Source organism: Microbacterium sp. NPDC077644 (assembly GCF_040702785.1).
Lineage (GTDB): Bacteria > Actinomycetota > Actinomycetes > Actinomycetales > Microbacteriaceae > Microbacterium.
Window position 1 is genome coordinate 855,783 of the sequence record NZ_JBFBME010000002.1, and the last position, 15,481, is coordinate 871,263.

A 15,481-nucleotide genomic window follows, 5' to 3' on the forward strand; every position below is an offset into this window, starting at 1 on the left:
GAGCGGACACGGGGACGGGCTTCGCGACGTGACGGTAGCGGACGTGGCCGCACGAGCCGGCGTCGCCAAGGCGACCGCGGCGCGTGCGCTCGGCGACTACGGAGCGGTGAGCGCGAAGGTCCGCGCCCGCGTTCAGGATGCAGCATCCGCGCTCGGGTACCGGCCGAACGCCGTCGCGCGCAGCATGAGCACCGGGCGATCGAAGGCGATCGGCATCATCGTGGGTGACATCGAGAACTCGGCATTCGCGCAGGCGACTCGCGGGGCCGCCGACGTCGCCGAGGCCGCAGGGTACGACCTGATCCTGTCCAACTCGCGCGAGGAGGTCGAGGCGGAGCGCAAGGCCATCGATCTGCATCTCGCCAAGCGGGTCGACGGGCTCGTCATCGCGCCCGCGTCGTCGACCCACCCCGCCAACTTCCTCGACATCGTCGATGCCGGCCGTCCCCTGGTGTTCTTCGACCGAATCGTGCACGGGGTCGAGGCGGACGCCGTCGTCGCGGCGAATCGTGAGGGTGCGACGCGTCTCGCCGATGTGCTCCTGCAAGCTGGGCATCGTCGCATCGCGTACGTGTCGGCGCTCGACGACATATCCTCTGGAGGATTCCGGTCGAGGTGGGATGCGGAGTCCCGCGAGTTCGTTCCGGGCCTCCAGTCCTCGGTGATCGCCGAGCGCATCACCGGGTTCACGGGCGCTCTTCAGCGCGCCGGCATCGGAGACCCGCTCGCCTATGTGCGCCTCGGCGCCGACGAGGAGAACGCTCGTCGGATCGTGTCTGATCTGGTCACCGGCGACGACGCGGTCACGGCGATCGTCGCGTCCGACAGCATGGTCTCGTTCCACGCGTTTCGCGCGATCCGCGACCTCGGATTGCGGATCCCCGATGACATCTCACTGGTCGGGTTCGACAATGCGCCATGGACGTCGGTGACCGAGCCGGCGATCACCGTGATCTCTCAGCCCTCACGCGAGCTCGGCGCGCTTTCGACTCAGATCCTCATCGAGCGGATCGAAGGTGCGACCGGCCCCATGCGCGTGCAGGTGCTCCCGCAGGAGCTCATCGAACGCGGATCGGTTTCGCGACCGCGAGGCTGAGGTTGCCGAAGCGCCTGCGTCACTCGACGAGCTGTACGCAAGCGCCGACGTGGCGGGCTGACCCTCGACGATCCCGCCGGACCGTCGGATGTCGCGGGCATGCTCGCCGTCATGCAGGGATGAGCCCGCCGTCGGCTACAGCCGATCTACCGCGGTGACGGTCACCACGGCCTCGCCCGCCTCATCGGATGCCGCGAGATCCACGGTGGCTGAGATGCCCCAGTCGTGGTCGCCTGCCGGATCGTCGAGGATCTGCCGCGCCGTCCACTCGGATGAGCCCTCGGTCAGCAGAAGCAGCTTCGAGCTGCGGGCATCCGCCCCGGTGAGGATCTCGTCGTGCTCGGCGAAGTACGCATCCAGGGCATCGTTCCAGGCATCCGCCCCGAAAGCGGGATCGAGCTCGACGAGAGCGTCGACGTCCTCGAGCGCGGCGAGCTGCACCCGCCGGAACAGCTCGTTGCGCACGAGCGTGCGGAAGGCGCGGATGTTCGCGGTCAGTCGCTTGGGCGCGGGCGGGACGATCGGCTCGTCCACGTGTTCCGCGCTCTTCAGGGCGGCGAGGTCGACCCGGCCGTCGTCCGTGCCGGCGCGCAGCTCCTCCCACTCGTCGAGCAGGCTCGAGTCCACCTGCCGCACGAGCTCGCCGAGCCATTCGATGAGGTCGCGGAGGTCCTCGTTCTTCAGCTCCTCGGGGATCGTCTGCGATGCGGCGCGGTACGCGTCCGACAGGTACCGGAGCACGACGCCCTCCGAGCGGGCGATCTTGTAGAACGCGACATATTCCCCGAACGACATGGCTCGCTCGTACATGTCGCGCACGACGGACTTCGGATGCAGCTCGAAGTCGCGGATCCACGGCTGAGCAGCGCTGTACGTCTCGAACGCCGCTCCGAGCAGCTCGTCCAGCGGCTTCGGATACGTGATCTGCTCGAGCAGCTCCATCCGTTCCTCGTACTCGATGCCCTCGCGCTTCATCTCGGCCACCGCCTCGCCGCGGGCGAGGAACTCCTGCTGACCGAGGACGGCCCGCGGGTCATCCAGCGTCGATTCGACGATCGAGATCATGTCGAGCGCGAAGGTCGCGGCATCCGGGTCGAGCAGCTCGAACGCCGCCAGTGCGAACGGCGACAGCGGCTGGTTCAGCGCGAAGTTCGGCTGCAGGTCGACGGTGAGACGGACGCCCTTCGACGGGCTCAGGGACCGGTCCTCGTACTGCTCGACGATGCCCGACTCGCGCAGCGTCCGGTAGATCCCCAGCGCCCGAAGTGCGAGCTGCCGCTGCCGGGCCCGCGGCTCGTGGTTGTCGTATACCAGTGCGCGCATATTGCCGAACACGTCGCCGCCTCGGGCGATGACGTTCAGCATCATGGCGCTCGTGATCTGCATGTGCGAGGTCAGCGTCTCCGGTTCCGCATCCACGAGCTTGCGGAACGACGGCTCTCCCCACGAGACGAAGCCGTCCGGCGCCTTCTTGCGGATGATCTTGCGCTTCTTCTTGGGGTCGTCCCCGGCCTTGCGGATCGCGGCGGCGTTCTCGGATTCGTGCTCCGGCGCCTGGCAGACCACGGTTCCCGCGGTGTCGAAACCCGCGCGCCCCGCGCGGCCCGCGATCTGATGGAACTCGCGCGCGTTCAGCTGCCGCATCCGCGTGCCGTCGAACTTCGTCAGGGCCGTGAGCAGCACCGTGCGGATGGGCACGTTGATGCCGACACCGAGCGTGTCAGTGCCGCAGATCACGCGCAGCATCCCGCGCTGGGCGAGCTGCTCGACGAGCCGGCGGTACTTCGGCAGCATCCCCGCGTGATGCACGCCGATGCCGGCCCGCAGGAACTTCGACAGCGTGCGCCCGAAGGCGGTCGTGAAGCGGAACCCGCCGATCAGCTCGGCGATCTCGTCGCGCTGCTCCCGCGTGGCGATCTTCGTGCTCGACAGCGCCTGCGCGCGCTCCATCGCCGCAGCCTGCGAGAAGTGCACGACGTAGACCGGCGCCTGCCCGGTCGAGAGCAGATCCTCGATCGTCTCGTGGATCGGTGTCAGCTCGTAGAAGAAGTGCAAGGGCACGGGCCGCTCGACGCCCGTCACGACCGACGTCTCGCGCGACGTGCGCCGCGTCAGATCGTCAGCCAGAGACGTCACGTCCCCGAGCGTCGCCGACATCAGGACGAACTGCGCCTGCGGAAGCGTCAGCAGCGGGACCTGCCACGCCCACCCGCGGTCGGGATCGGCGTAGAAGTGGAACTCGTCCATCACCACCTGCCCGACATCCGCCGACGGGCCCTGGCGCAGCGCGAAGTTCGCGAGGATCTCGGCGGTGCAGCAGATGATCGGGGCGTCCGCGTTGACCGCCGAGTCGCCGGTCACCATGCCGACGTTCTCGGCGCCGAACACGTCGACGAGGGCGAAGAACTTCTCGCTGACCAGAGCCTTGATCGGGGCCGTGTAGTAACTCCGTCGGCTGTCGGCAAGGGCGGCGAAGTGTGCACCGATCGCGACGAGCGACTTCCCCGTGCCGGTGGGGGTCGAGAGGATCAGGTTGTTCCCCGAGACGATCTCGATGACCGCTTCGTCCTGGGCCGGATACAGCTGGATGCCGGTCGACTCTGCCCATTCGACGAACGCCGTGTAGACGGCATCCGCGTCGGTGCCGTCGGGGAGGGAGTCGGTGAGGGAAGCCATGTCCCTACGATCCTCCCCCATCGTCAGGCAGATATCTCCGGAGGCGTGAGCCCCGAGCGGGCGATCAGACGCTGAGGGTCTGCGTCAACCCCCGATGCTCTGGGCTGTTCCCGTGAAATGCTGATCGCCGGGTGCATCCGCGAGCGCCCGCGAAGGGGATCCATGATCGACAGCCACGCCGTCGATGCCGTGTCGGCACGAGGGGCGCTCAGCGCCGCACTGCTGAACCGGCTCCGATTCGACGATCCGATTCATACCGGCTCGATCGCCGATGGGCGAAGCGCAGACCTGGTCGAACTCGCGGCTGACGCGCTCACCACGAGCTCCGGCATCGCAACGGATGACGACCTGCAGATCACCCTGTTCCTGCTGTACGCGTGCGCGTACGGATCTCTGGACTGGATCGACCCTGCATGGGAATGGAACCCTGAGCTGCTGGCTGTCCGGCGAGGGATCGAGCGGGAGTTCGAACGCGAGCTTCGCCGCGACGTCGCCGTGGGCGCAGTACCGCCCGCGGATGCTGAGTCCATCGCCGCCGCGCTTTTCGAGCTCACGGCGCCGAACCCCGGCCCCTCCCTTGCTCGGTACGTCGCCAAACACGCGACGCTCCACCAGGTGAGGGAGTTCGTGATCCAGCGCAGCATCTACACGCTGCGCGAAGCCGATCCGCACTCCTGGGCCATTCCTCGGCTCACCGGTCGCGCGAAGGTTGCGCTCGTCGAGATCCAGTCCGATGAGTACGGAGGTGGACGGCCCGAGCGCATGCACGCGGAGATCTTCGCCCGTACGATGCGTGGACTCGGGCTCGACGCACACTACGGCGGCTACCTCGATCGGGTTCCGGCGGTGACGCTGGCCTCGCAGAACGCCATGTCGATGTTCGGCCTGAACCGGTCGCTGATCGGCGCGATCGTGGGCCACCTGGCAGCCTTCGAGATGACCTCGTCGTTGCCCAACCGCTCGTATGCCGAGGGTGTGCGCAGGCTCGGCTTCGGCGACGACGTCGCGGAGTACTTCGACGAGCATGTGGAGGCGGATGCTGTGCATGAGCAGATCGCGGCGCGTGATCTCGCCGGCGGGCTCGGGGAGGATCGCCCCGAACTCATCGAGGACATCTTCTTCGGGGCCGGTGCCTGCCTGATGCTCGACGATCGAGCTGCGGATCATGTCAGGGCTGCGTTCGAAGCGGGCGAGAGCTCTCTGCGAACCGGGGGCGACGATGCCTGAGCGCGACGTGCAGATCACCGCGTGCGCCGACGGGCCGCTCCTCGTGCGCGGTGCGGTTCAGGTCGTCGGTGAAGACGGGCAGACCATCGACAATCCTCGTCGAACCGTCGCGCTCTGTCGTTGCGGGTCTTCAGCGATCAAACCGTGGTGCGACGGCACGCACAAGCTGATCCGCGGGGTCAGTGATCCAGCCTCTTCGACATCTCGGTGATCCAGATCGGCGCGAACGGCGAGATGCAGCCCGGCGCGGTGGGGTAGTCGGCGAGCACCTGCAGCGCGTTGCCGATCGCGAGCGCACGAGGCCGCAGCTCGGGGTTGTGGATGCCGATGTTCGCCAGCGTCTCGTTCATCGCCCATTGCGGGCGGCTCGGAGCATCCTTCATGTCGTGCTCGATGAGGTCGAGCAGGTGGTCGAGGTCGAGACCCTCGGGCTTCTTCACGACGCGTTCGGAGGTCAGCGACCACGCGGCCGCGTTCACGGTCGGGTCGGCGTCGCCGAACCACCGCAGGCGCATCTCCTCCGCGAGCGGCGACTTCTTGGCGATGTAGCTGACGAACCACTCGTTGACCTTCGGCGGCCGCGTCTCGCGCAGCATCCCGTCGAGCTCGTCGGCCGAGAACTCGCGCGGCTTGCAGATCAGCAGCGCGAGCAGGCGGGCCGGCGTCTCGCCCGTCGCCCACAGCTCCTTCGCGACGGCGTGATCGACCTTCACGTGCTTCGCCAGCGCCCGCATCTTCGACAGGTTGATGCCGTGGTCGTCGCCGCGCTTCTCGTTCGCGGCGCGCATCTTCGGGTCCTCGAGGGCAGCGAGCTCGGTGAGGATCTCGGGGACGGTCATCGTGGCGGGCATGTCTTCAGGCTACGGCTCGGCAACTCGCATCGCAGGCGCGAGCATGAAAGTCTGACAGTCCGAGATTCGTCTGAGGGGCAGAAGTGAACCGGTTCCTGCAACGCACGGTCGGCCTGGCCGTCATCCTCATCGTCCTGCTCGCAGCGGGTCTGCTGTGGTGGGGCATCGCCGTCACCGATCCGCCGACGCTGTGGCAGCCCGCGCATGTGACGCTGGCCGGCATCTGGCGGGTGCTGTACAGCACCGAACTGCCGAACCTCGGCGTTCTCGCGACGGCGCTCGGCATCGCCCTGCTGCTCGTGCTCTTCGTCGTGGTCAGCGAGCGCATCGTCGCGAACCGCTACCGCCGTGCCGGTGCCGAGGTCACCAAGCTCACCCTCGCCCCTCGAGCCGTCATGGAGAGGACCCGCGGCGTCTTCGCGGGCGATGTGACGGTCACCGTGCTGATCCCGGCGCACAACGAGGAGGCATCGCTGCCCCTCACGCTGCGGTCGCTGTCGCAGCAGAGCGCACCTCCCGCGCGGATCCTCGTCGTCGCGGACAACTGCACCGACGGCACGGTGCGCGTGGCGCGCGAGCACGGCGCCGATGTGTTCGAGACCGTCGGCAACACTCACAAGAAGGGCGGCGCGCTCAACCAGGCCCTCGCCGACCTCCTCCCCGTCCTCGGCGACAACGACACGGTCATGATCATGGATGCCGACAGTCAGATCGGCGACGACTTCCTGCGGACCGCCATGCGGCGCTTCGAGAACGATCGGGCCCTCATGTCCGTGGGCGGGCTGTTCTCCGGCGAGGAGGGCCACGGGATCCTCGGTCAGTTCCAGCGCAACGAGTACTTCCGCTACCAGCGCGAGATCCAGCGCCGCGACGGGCGGGTGTTCGTGCTCACCGGCACCGCCTCCGTGTTCCGCGCCTCCGCTCTCCGCGCGGTCGCCGAGGCCCGAGGCGCACAGCTTCCCGGCCTGCGCGGCGAGGTCTACGACACCTTCGCCCTCACGGAGGACAACGAGCTCACGATCGCCATCAAGTCGCTCGGCGGACTCACGATCTCGCCGCGCGAATGCACAGTGGTCACCGAGCTCATGCCGACCTGGCGGATGCTGTGGGCGCAGCGCCTGCGCTGGCAGCGCGGTGCCCTGGAGAACCTCGGCACCTACGGGGTCACGCCGCAGACACTGCGGTACTGGTCGCAGCAGATCGGCATCGGATACGGCGTCCTGGCGCTGTTCTCGTACTTCCTGCTGCTCGGGCTCATGTTCGTGGCGATGGACACCTGGGTGTGGTTCCCGTTCTGGCTCAGCGTCGGTGTGCTCTTCGCGATCGAGCGCACGGTGACCGTGTGGCGTGGCGGCTGGCGGGCGCGGTTCGTCGCGATGCTCGTGTTCCCCGAGCTCGTGTACGACTGCTTCCTCAACCTCGCGTTCCTGCGCGGCGTCTTCGAGATCGCCTTCGGCCGCAGCGCCACCTGGAAGCACGTCGATCACGGCGGGGCGAAGGAGGCGGCGGCATGATCGCGCCGACCGGGTTCCTGTTGCCTGAGACGATCCTGCAGACGGAGTGGTTCAGCATCCTCGCCACTTTCGTGGCGATCAACACGGTGATCTATGTCGTGCTCGGCGTCATCAAGATCTTCCCGAAGGTGAAACTGCAGCGACGCGGCGGAGCCAACAGGCGCTCAGAGACCCGGAGCATCCATCCCGATGCTCCGGTGTAGCTCGCGCAGCGCGGCCGGCATCTCCTCCGCTGGCGTCGGCATGCCGAGGTGGAAGCCCTGAGCGAGATCAGCACCGAGGTCGCGGGCAAGATCCACGTGCTCGGGCTCTGAGACGCCTTCGACGAGAAGGCGCGCGTCGGCGCCGCGGGTCGCGGTGATGATCGGCTCAAGGCGCGCCCGCGCTGCGGGGTCGGTGCCGGCGGCCCAGAACAGTCCGCGGTCGATCTTGACGACGTCGGGACGCAGGGTGCGGATGCGGTTCTCGTCCGCGTGCGACGTGCCGGCGTCGTCCACGAGCAGCTCGCCGCCGAGTTCGGTGACGCGCGCGCGGATCGTCGCGAGGTCGACGGGCGTGTGCGCCTCGAAGAGCTCGATCCCCCACGGACGGGACATCCCGGCGAGCGCGTCGGCCAAGTCGTCGCGCAGGATCGTCACGCCGGAGGCGTTGATGGTGACCACGCCGTCCGGCAGGGCATCGGCTGAGGCGATGGCGCGCCGGATGAGCACGATCTCGAGCTCCTCGCGTCGCCCGGCGGCTTCCGCTTCGGCCAATCGGCCCAGTGGAGACGCGCCGTCGGCGAAGCGTGCGAGCGCCTCGAAGCCCGCCACCCGCCAGGCGCGCAGGTCGATCACCGGCTGGAAGACGGTGCGGCTGCTCCAGGCATCCTCGTCGATGTTCGAGGGGTGCGGGGTTGACATCACGGTTCAGTGTATCCCCGGGGTGACGATCGCGCGGTTCGCAACAGATTCCTCAGATCGCGTCGTATTCTGAGTGCGGGGAAACGCAGAGGGGAATGCGAGCGCATGGTCGTACAGGGGATAGCGGCGTCGGACGCCGAGGACCTTCGCTGGTTGCGCGCCGGCTGGCTGAAGACGCTCCGCAAACGGACGTCGATCTACTCGGTCGTCACCGCGGGGCTCACGCTCGTCTTCGGAATCATGGGGCTGTTCGAGCTCTTCGAGGACGACATCACGGCGTTCGAGGTGGGCCTGTCGATCGTCGTCTTCCTCGGCGGTGTCGGCGTCGCGCTCGTCGTCGTACTCGGCGTCGAGCTGCACCGGTGGCTCGGGCTCGCCATCGTCATCGCCCACGCCCTCGTCTCGGTGTACTACCTGGGCTTCTCCGACGAACGGCAGAACGCGATCGCCGCCCTGCAGGAACTGCCGATCATGGCCATGTACTTCTCCTGGTTCTACGGGGCGCGCATCGCGCGCATCGGCGAGCTCGCGATCCTCGTCTGCGTCGGCTCCGCGGCCATCCTCGGACCCTTCTCGACGGTGTACGGGCTGCTGGGCCCGGCGAACGTGTTCACGGCGGCCCTGTTCACCTGGCTTTCGCTCGAGGCCGGACTCTACGTGCGGCACCGCATCCTGCTCGAATCGCACACCGACGAGCTCACCGGCGCGCTCAATCGCCGCGGATTCCTCGCGAAGGCCGACCGCGAGTTCCAGCGGTCGGTGCGACGCGGCTGGCCGATCAGCATCGCCGTGCTCGACCTCGACGACTTCAAGGCGGTCAACGACGATGCGGGACACGCCGCCGGTGACGATGTGCTCCGCGTCGAGACGGCGCAGTGGATGTCGCTCACCCGCAGCTACGACATCGTCGGCCGGCTCGGCGGCGACGAGTTCGCCCTGCTGCTGCCGGAGACGAACGAGAAGGACGCCCTGACGATCATGCGCCGGCTGCGCGACTACGCCGCGCACCCGTGGTCCTGGGGCGTCGTCGAGGTGCACAAGGGCGAGAGCGTCGAAGCGGCGCTCGGGCGCGCGGATGCCGCCATGTACGACGACAAGCGCGGCTGAGGTTCAGTCCTCGCCGATGATCCCCTCACGGATCCGGCGCAGGTCCTCCATGAGCGATCCGATCAGGATCCAGTGACCGGATGCCGGCGGCCGCACCTGCAGCGGTGCGGTCAGCGCCGGGATCGCCGAGGTCTCGGCCGCGGGCTCCGGAGCGATGTCTGCGACCTGCACCGCGAGCCTGACGTCGTGGCCTGCGCGGCGCAGCTGCTCGGCGATCGCGTGCACCGTCGGCTCCTCGGCGAGCGTGTCGTCGTAGTGGTCGAAGAACGCGCGCGTCATCCCGATCACCTGCGTGACGATCGGCGAGAGGCGATCGAGCAGCGCGCGCATCTCGGCGATCTCGCCTCTGGCCGCGCGGCGCGGGTTGAGCGTGAGGGATTCCTCGCCGGCCGATACGGATGCCGCAGCCGCCGCCTGCATCGGGCGCAGCAGGCGCGCTTCGACCATCAGCCCCTGCAGATCGCCCGGCCGCTGCGTGCTCGAGAGGGCTGCGGCCAGGCGGTCCAGGCTCGCAGCGATCTCGGTGCCGAGCAGACCGAGGTCTCGACGGGCGGGGGCGATGAGCACCGGGGGCACGAGCAGCGCGTTGACGACGAGCGCGAAGCTCACTCCGATCAGCGTCTCGAGGATCCGATCGATCGCGTACTCGGGGTTCGACGATCCGAGAGCGAGCACGAGCATCGCCGAGATCGCGACCTGATTGCCCGTTCCCGGTGAGGCGCGCAGCGCCCACGCGACGAGCATCGCCACGACGATCGCCAGCAGCACCACCCAGCTCTGCGCGCCGAGCAGCAGGCTCAGGGCCACGGCGATGACGACGCCGACGATCACGCCGATGCTGCGCTCCAGCGCCTTCGCGAACGACTGGTTGACGCTCGGCTGCACCACCAGCAGCGCGGCGATCGCCGCGAACACCGGCAGCGGGCCGGGGATGAGCCAGCCCGCGATCAACCACGCGCCGATCGTGGCGATCGCCGACTTCGCGACCTGCAGCAGCGGACTGCGCTTCGCGCTCCGCACCGACGCCGTCACCCTCATGGCACAACGCTAGCGCCGTCGCCATCACGTCATCAGCAACTGAGGTCACCCTAACCCCGTGATACCTTAGGGGAGGCTTACCAAAGCCGTCCGGCTCCCGGCCGCCTCCCGAACCCACCGAAACCCTTGAAGGGAACGCCCGTGCGTACCTCCCGACTCCTCGCCCTCGGCGCCGCAGCGGCCCTCGCGCTCAGCCTCGCCGCATGCTCCTCGACGGCGCCGACGAGCACCGACGACACCGCAGCCGGCTCCAACCCGGCATCCGCTGACGCCTTCCCCGTCACCGTCGAGCACGTCTACGGCGAGACGACGATCACCGAGAAGCCGGAGCGCGTCGCGACCGTCGCGTGGGCAAACCACGAAGTGCCGCTCGCGCTGGGTATCGTGCCGGTCGGCATGAGCAAGGTGGCCTGGGGCGACGACGACGAGAACGGCGTCCTCCCCTGGGTCGAGGAGAAGCTCGACGAGCTCGGCGCCGAGACCCCGGTGCTCTTCGACGAGGCGGACGGCATCGACTTCGAGGCCGTCGCCGACACGAACCCCGACGTGATCCTGGCGTCCTACTCCGGACTCACGCAGGAGGACTACGACACGCTCTCCAAGATCGCGCCGACCATCGCCTACCCTGAGGTCGCCTGGGGCACCTCCTACCAGGACATGATCACCATGAACGCGACCGCCCTGGGGCTCGCTGACGAGGGCGCGGACCTGGTCACCGACCTCGAGGCCCAGACGCAGGAGGCGCTCGACTCGCACCCGGCTCTGAAGGACGCCAAGGTCCTGTTCACCTACATCGACCCCAACGACTTCAGCCAGGTGGGCTTCTACACGCCCGTCGACACGCGCCCCGGATTCCTCCTCGACCTGGGCCTTCCCGAGCCGCAGATCCTGAAGGACAACGCCGACGCGACCGACTTCTACCTGACCGTCAGCGCCGAAGAGGTCGACAAGTTCGACGACGTCGACCTGTTCATCACCTACGGCGACGAGTCGATGGTCGCCGCCCTCCAGGCAGACCCGCTGCTCGGCAAGATCCCCGCGGTCGCCCAGGGGCAGATCGCGATCCTGCCCGACGCCACCCCGATCGCCAACTCCGCCAACCCGTCGCCGCTGTCGATCCCGTGGGGGATCGACGAGTACTTCTCGATCCTCGAGGCACCGCTGACGGGCAAGTGAGCTCGATCACCACAGCACCGACGCCGGGCGCCGCGGGTCTGCGGCGCCCGGCATCGGTGCGCACAGCGTGGCTGCTCATCGGCGTCGGCGTCATCCTCGTCCTGAGCATCCTGTCGGTGTCGTTCGGCGTCCGTGCCGTTTCGATCGACGACATCCTCGCCGGCCTCGGCGGTCACACCGACACCGTCGAGCAGGCCGCCATCGTCAAGCGGATGCCGCGCACGGTGCTCGCGATCCTCGTCGGAGCCGCCCTCGCGCTCTCCGGTGCGACCATGCAGGCAGTGACACGCAACCCCATCGCCGACCCCGGCATCCTGGGTGTCGCCAACGGCGCATCGCTCGCGGTCGTCATCGGCCTCGCCTTCTTCGGCGCGACCGGCGCCTTCACGCAGATGGCCGTCGCCGTCGTCGGCGCAGCGCTCGCCGCAGTCTTCGTCTACGCCGTCGGGTCGCTCGGCCGCGGCGGCGCCACCCCCCTCAAGCTCGCGCTCGCGGGAGCCGCGACATCGGCCGCGCTCGCCTCGCTCATCAGCGCCGTCATGCTCCCGCGCGTCGATCTGCTGACAGCCTTCCAGTCCTGGCAGGTCGGCGGCGTCGGCGGCGCGGAATGGCCGAGGATCGCGATCACCGCGCCCGCGCTCGCGGCGGGCGCCCTCATCTGCTTCGCTTGCTCGCGCGGCATGAACTCGCTCGCGCTCGGCGACGACATGGCCGCAGGGCTCGGCGAGAACGTCTTCCGCACGCGGCTCATCTCGGCGCTCGGCGCCGTCATCCTCGCCGGCGCCGCCACGGCCATCGCCGGCCCCATCGGATTCGTCGGCCTCGTCATCCCGCACTTCTGCCGGATGCTCATCGGCACCGACCACCGCTGGCTGCTGCCGTTCACCGCGCTCGCAGGCTCTGCCCTGCTGCTGGCGGCCGACATCGTCGGCCGCGTGATCGCGCCGAACGGGGAGGAGATCCAGGTCGGGATCATCACCGCCGTCATCGGCGCGCCGTTCTTCATCTGGATCGTGCGCCGTCAGAGGGTGAGGGAGCTGTGATGGCCGCGCGGGTGCCGACCCTTCGACAGGCTCAGGGATCGGATGCGGGGGCGGCGATCGCCGCCGGGCGCCGGATGCGCCGCCGCAGGCACGTCGTCGCGAACAGCATCCTCGGGGCCCTCCTCGTCGCCCTGGCCGCCACGGCGCTCATGGTCGGCAACACTTTCTACACGCCGGACGAGGTGATCCGCGTCATCCTCGGCGAGACGGTGCCCGGAGCGTCGTTCACGGTGGGCGAGCTGCGGCTGCCGCGCACCGCCATGGCGCTGCTCGCCGGCATCGCGTTCGGCATCGGCGGCGTCTCGTTCCAGACGCTGCTGCGCAACCCGCTCGCAGCCCCCGACATCATCGGCATCACGCAGGGTGCGAGCGCCGCCGCGGTCGTCGGGATCGTCGTCCTCGGGCTCAGCGGGCCGTCCGTGTCGGCGCTCGCGGTCGCGGGGGCGCTGGTCACGGCGATCGCCATCTACCTGCTCTCGAACAAGGGCGGATTCTCCGGCATCCGGTTGATCCTCATCGGCATCGGCATCGCGGCGATGCTGCAGAGCGTCATCTCCTACGTGCTCTCGCGAGCGGCGCAGTGGGACATCCAGACGGCCATGCGGTGGATCGCCGGCAGCCTGAACAACGCCTCGTGGGATGACGTCGCCCCGCTCGCGATCGCGAGCCTGGTGCTGCTGCCGCTGCTGTTCGCGCAGGCCAGGGCCCTCGGGATGCTGCAGCTCGGCGACGACTCCGCCGCGGGCCTGGGTGTGCGCGTGAACCTCACCCGCGTGCTGTTCATCATCGGCGCCGTCGCACTGCTCGCCTTCGCCACCGCCGGCACGGGCCCGATCGCGTTCGTCGCGTTCATGGCGGGGCCGATCGCCGCCCGCATCGTCGGCCCTGGCGCGAACCTGCTCCTGCCGTCCGCATTGGTCGGCGCCGTGCTCGTGCTGGGCAGCGACCTGCTCGCCCAGTTCGCCCTCGGCACCCGCTACCCCGTCGGCGTCGTCACCGGCGTCCTCGGCGCGCCGTACCTGATCTATCTGCTCATCCGCACCAACCGCTCGGGAGGCTCGCTGTGACCGAAGCGCACACCCTCACCGCCGAAGCCGTCACTCTCGGCTACGGCGATCGCACCGTCATCGAGGGCCTCGACCTGCAGATCGCGCCCGGGAGGATCACCTCGATCGTCGGAGCGAACGGATGCGGCAAGTCGACGCTGCTGCGCTCGCTCGCGCGTCTGCTGTCGCCGGCATCCGGCCAGATCGTCCTCGACGGCAGGTCGGTGCACTCCCGGCCCACCAAGGAGGTCGCCCGAATCCTCGGCCTGCTGCCGCAGTCGCCGATCGCGCCCGAAGGCATCGCGGTGGCGGATCTGGTCGGACGAGGACGGCATCCGCACCAGAAGGTGCTCGCCCGCTGGACGGCCCACGACTACGAGGTGGTCGCCGATGCGCTGGAGGCCACCGGCATCTCGGATCTCGCCGATCGCAGCGTCGACGAGCTCTCCGGCGGCCAGCGTCAGCGCGTCTGGATCGCCATGGCCCTCGCGCAGGAGACCGACATCCTGCTGCTCGACGAGCCCACCACATTCCTCGACGTCGCCCACCAGGTCGAGGTCCTCGACCTGCTCACCGACCTCAGCCGCGCCCGCGGCACCACGATCGTCATGGTGCTGCACGACCTCAACCTCGCGGCCCGCTACAGCGACGAGCTCGTCGCGATGCGCCAGGGCCGGGTGCACGCGTCGGGCGCGCCGAGCGAGGTCCTCACCCGCACGCTCGTCGAAGAGGTCTTCGGCATGGCGAACCAGATCACCACGGACCCGGTGTCGGGGAAGCCCATGGTGACCCCGATCGGAAGGCATCATGTCCGCTGACACGCGCACCCGTCCGCCGTACGTCCTCGCCCGCGCCGAGGTGCGCGCCGTCGAACGCGTCTCGCCGAACTTCGTGCGGGTCACCTTCGGCGGCAGCGAGCTCGACGAGTTCGGCACCCCGGGCGACGTCTACGACGCGCGGATCAAGCTCGTCTTCCCGCCGCCCTCCGGCATCCTGCCCGACATCGATCGCGAGACCGACGACTGGTGGGGCGCGTACCTCGCCGTCCCGGAGGACGAGCGCGGGTCGATGCGCACGTACTCGATCCGCGAGCTGCGCACTCCGGCCGCTGAGCACGTCGAAGCGTCCGGCACCGAGGTCGTCGTCGACTTCGTGCTGCACCTGGCGCCGGGGCTCACCGGTCCCGCCTCGCTGTGGGCGAGCAGCGCGGCCGTCGGCGACGAGCTGTGGATCGTCGGCCCCCGGCGCGGCCGCGAGGACCGTAGCGGCATCGAGTACGCCCCGGGTGCGGCATCCTCGGTCGTGCTCGTCGGCGACGAGACGGCGGCGCCGGCGATCGCCCGCATCCTCGAGGACGCCCCGCGTGACCTGCGCGGCATCGCGTTCATCGAGGTGCCCGTCGGCGAGGACGTCCTGCCGATCGATGCGCCGGACCGCGTCGAGGTGCACTGGCTGCCCCGGGGGGATGCCGCGCACGGCCTGCGCGTGATCCCGACCGTGCTCGACTACCTCGGCGACACCGGCCACAGCGAGATCACGGTTCAGGATGCCGAGGGCGAGGACCTCGTCTGGGAGACGCCGATCTACTCCGGCAGCGGGGAGACGCTGGGCGCTGAGGCCGCCGACGTCGACCGCTACTTCTGGATCGCCGGCGAGAGCGGCGTGGTCACGACGCTGCGCCGCCACCTCGTCAAGGAGCTCGGCATCGACCGGGCGCAGGTCGCCTTCATGGGCTACTGGCGCCGCGGCGTCGCCATGCGTGGCTGAATCCCTCGTCACACGCTCGACAACGCGCAAACCGCGCT

Annotated in this window: 15 protein-coding genes; 11 read left to right on the top strand and 4 right to left on the bottom strand. The window is 69.1% G+C overall.

The window, feature by feature from the left end; genetic code table 11:
* Window positions 1–43: 43 nt before the first annotated feature.
* Window positions 44–1,096, top strand: a complete 1,053-nt coding sequence (locus tag AB0269_RS11150; RefSeq protein WP_366211261.1) for a LacI family DNA-binding transcriptional regulator — start codon at window positions 44–46, stop codon at window positions 1,094–1,096.
* 135 nt (window positions 1,097–1,231) lie between these two features.
* Here the strand turns inward: AB0269_RS11150 and AB0269_RS11155 are convergent, their stop codons facing one another.
* A complete protein-coding gene (locus AB0269_RS11155) occupies window positions 1,232–3,772 on the bottom strand; it encodes a DUF3516 domain-containing protein (protein WP_366211262.1) in 2,541 nt (846 codons plus the stop codon).
* Between the two features lie 162 nt (window positions 3,773–3,934).
* Between AB0269_RS11155 and AB0269_RS11160 the strand changes: the two genes are divergently transcribed.
* Together AB0269_RS11160 and AB0269_RS11165 are read left to right on the top strand one after the other, a co-directional pair.
* Complete coding sequence (locus AB0269_RS11160) at window positions 3,935–4,999, top strand: iron-containing redox enzyme family protein (RefSeq protein WP_366211263.1); 1,065 nt, start codon at window positions 3,935–3,937, stop codon at window positions 4,997–4,999.
* Entirely contained in the window at window positions 4,992–5,210 is a 219-nt protein-coding gene (locus tag AB0269_RS11165) for a CDGSH iron-sulfur domain-containing protein (protein ID WP_175987141.1), read from the top strand. The genes AB0269_RS11160 and AB0269_RS11165 overlap by 8 nt, the downstream gene beginning before the upstream one ends.
* Here the strand turns inward: AB0269_RS11165 and AB0269_RS11170 are convergent.
* Window positions 5,179–5,850: a DNA alkylation repair protein gene (locus AB0269_RS11170; protein ID WP_366211264.1), complete on the bottom strand. Its 672-nt coding sequence runs from the start codon at window positions 5,848–5,850 to the stop codon at window positions 5,179–5,181. The genes AB0269_RS11165 and AB0269_RS11170 overlap by 32 nt on opposite strands.
* A gap of 83 nt (window positions 5,851–5,933) precedes the next feature.
* Between AB0269_RS11170 and AB0269_RS11175 the strand changes: the two genes are divergently transcribed.
* Both AB0269_RS11175 and AB0269_RS11180 read left to right on the top strand, forming a co-directional pair.
* Window positions 5,934–7,364, top strand: a complete 1,431-nt coding sequence (locus tag AB0269_RS11175) for a glycosyltransferase family 2 protein (protein WP_366211265.1) — start codon at window positions 5,934–5,936, stop codon at window positions 7,362–7,364.
* Complete coding sequence (locus AB0269_RS11180; RefSeq protein ID WP_366211266.1) at window positions 7,361–7,567, top strand: hypothetical protein; 207 nt, start codon at window positions 7,361–7,363, stop codon at window positions 7,565–7,567. The genes AB0269_RS11175 and AB0269_RS11180 overlap by 4 nt, the downstream gene beginning before the upstream one ends.
* On the opposite strand, the gene AB0269_RS11185 is transcribed toward AB0269_RS11180, so the two are convergent.
* Window positions 7,529–8,266, bottom strand: coding sequence for an EAL domain-containing protein (locus AB0269_RS11185; protein WP_366211267.1), 738 nt, complete (start codon window positions 8,264–8,266; stop codon window positions 7,529–7,531). The two genes, AB0269_RS11180 and AB0269_RS11185, sit on opposite strands and share 39 nt — an antisense overlap.
* 105 nt (window positions 8,267–8,371) lie before the next feature.
* On the opposite strand from AB0269_RS11185, the gene AB0269_RS11190 reads away from it, so the two are divergent.
* On the top strand, window positions 8,372–9,373 hold the full coding sequence (locus AB0269_RS11190) for a GGDEF domain-containing protein (protein ID WP_366211268.1): 1,002 nt from the start codon (window positions 8,372–8,374) through the stop codon (window positions 9,371–9,373).
* 3 nt (window positions 9,374–9,376) lie between these two features.
* Here AB0269_RS11190 and AB0269_RS11195 read toward each other — a convergent pair whose 3' ends face one another.
* The gene (locus AB0269_RS11195; RefSeq protein ID WP_366211269.1) at window positions 9,377–10,411 is read right to left on the bottom strand and encodes an FUSC family protein; all 1,035 of its coding nucleotides are present in this window, start codon (window positions 10,409–10,411) and stop codon (window positions 9,377–9,379) included.
* Window positions 10,412–10,552: 141 nt separating this feature from the next.
* Between AB0269_RS11195 and AB0269_RS11200 the strand changes: the two genes are divergently transcribed.
* From AB0269_RS11200 to AB0269_RS11220, 5 genes are read left to right on the top strand one after another with little or no spacing between them, the layout of a single operon-like run.
* On the top strand, window positions 10,553–11,587 hold the full coding sequence (locus tag AB0269_RS11200) for an iron-siderophore ABC transporter substrate-binding protein (RefSeq protein ID WP_366211270.1): 1,035 nt from the start codon (window positions 10,553–10,555) through the stop codon (window positions 11,585–11,587).
* A gap of 5 nt (window positions 11,588–11,592) precedes the next feature.
* Window positions 11,593–12,630, top strand: a complete 1,038-nt coding sequence (locus AB0269_RS11205; protein ID WP_366211469.1) for an iron ABC transporter permease — start codon at window positions 11,593–11,595, stop codon at window positions 12,628–12,630.
* Window positions 12,630–13,697 carry an iron ABC transporter permease gene (locus AB0269_RS11210; protein WP_366211271.1) on the top strand — a complete coding sequence of 356 codons (1,068 nt, stop codon included), beginning with the start codon at window positions 12,630–12,632 and terminating at the stop codon, window positions 13,695–13,697. The genes AB0269_RS11205 and AB0269_RS11210 overlap by 1 nt, the downstream gene beginning before the upstream one ends.
* Window positions 13,694–14,494, top strand: a complete 801-nt coding sequence (locus tag AB0269_RS11215; RefSeq protein WP_366211272.1) for an ABC transporter ATP-binding protein — start codon at window positions 13,694–13,696, stop codon at window positions 14,492–14,494. Before AB0269_RS11210 ends, AB0269_RS11215 begins: the two co-directional genes overlap by 4 nt.
* Entirely contained in the window at window positions 14,484–15,443 is a 960-nt protein-coding gene (locus AB0269_RS11220) for a siderophore-interacting protein (protein WP_366211273.1), read from the top strand. Before AB0269_RS11215 ends, AB0269_RS11220 begins: the two co-directional genes overlap by 11 nt.
* The last annotated feature ends 38 nt before the right edge of the window (window positions 15,444–15,481 follow it).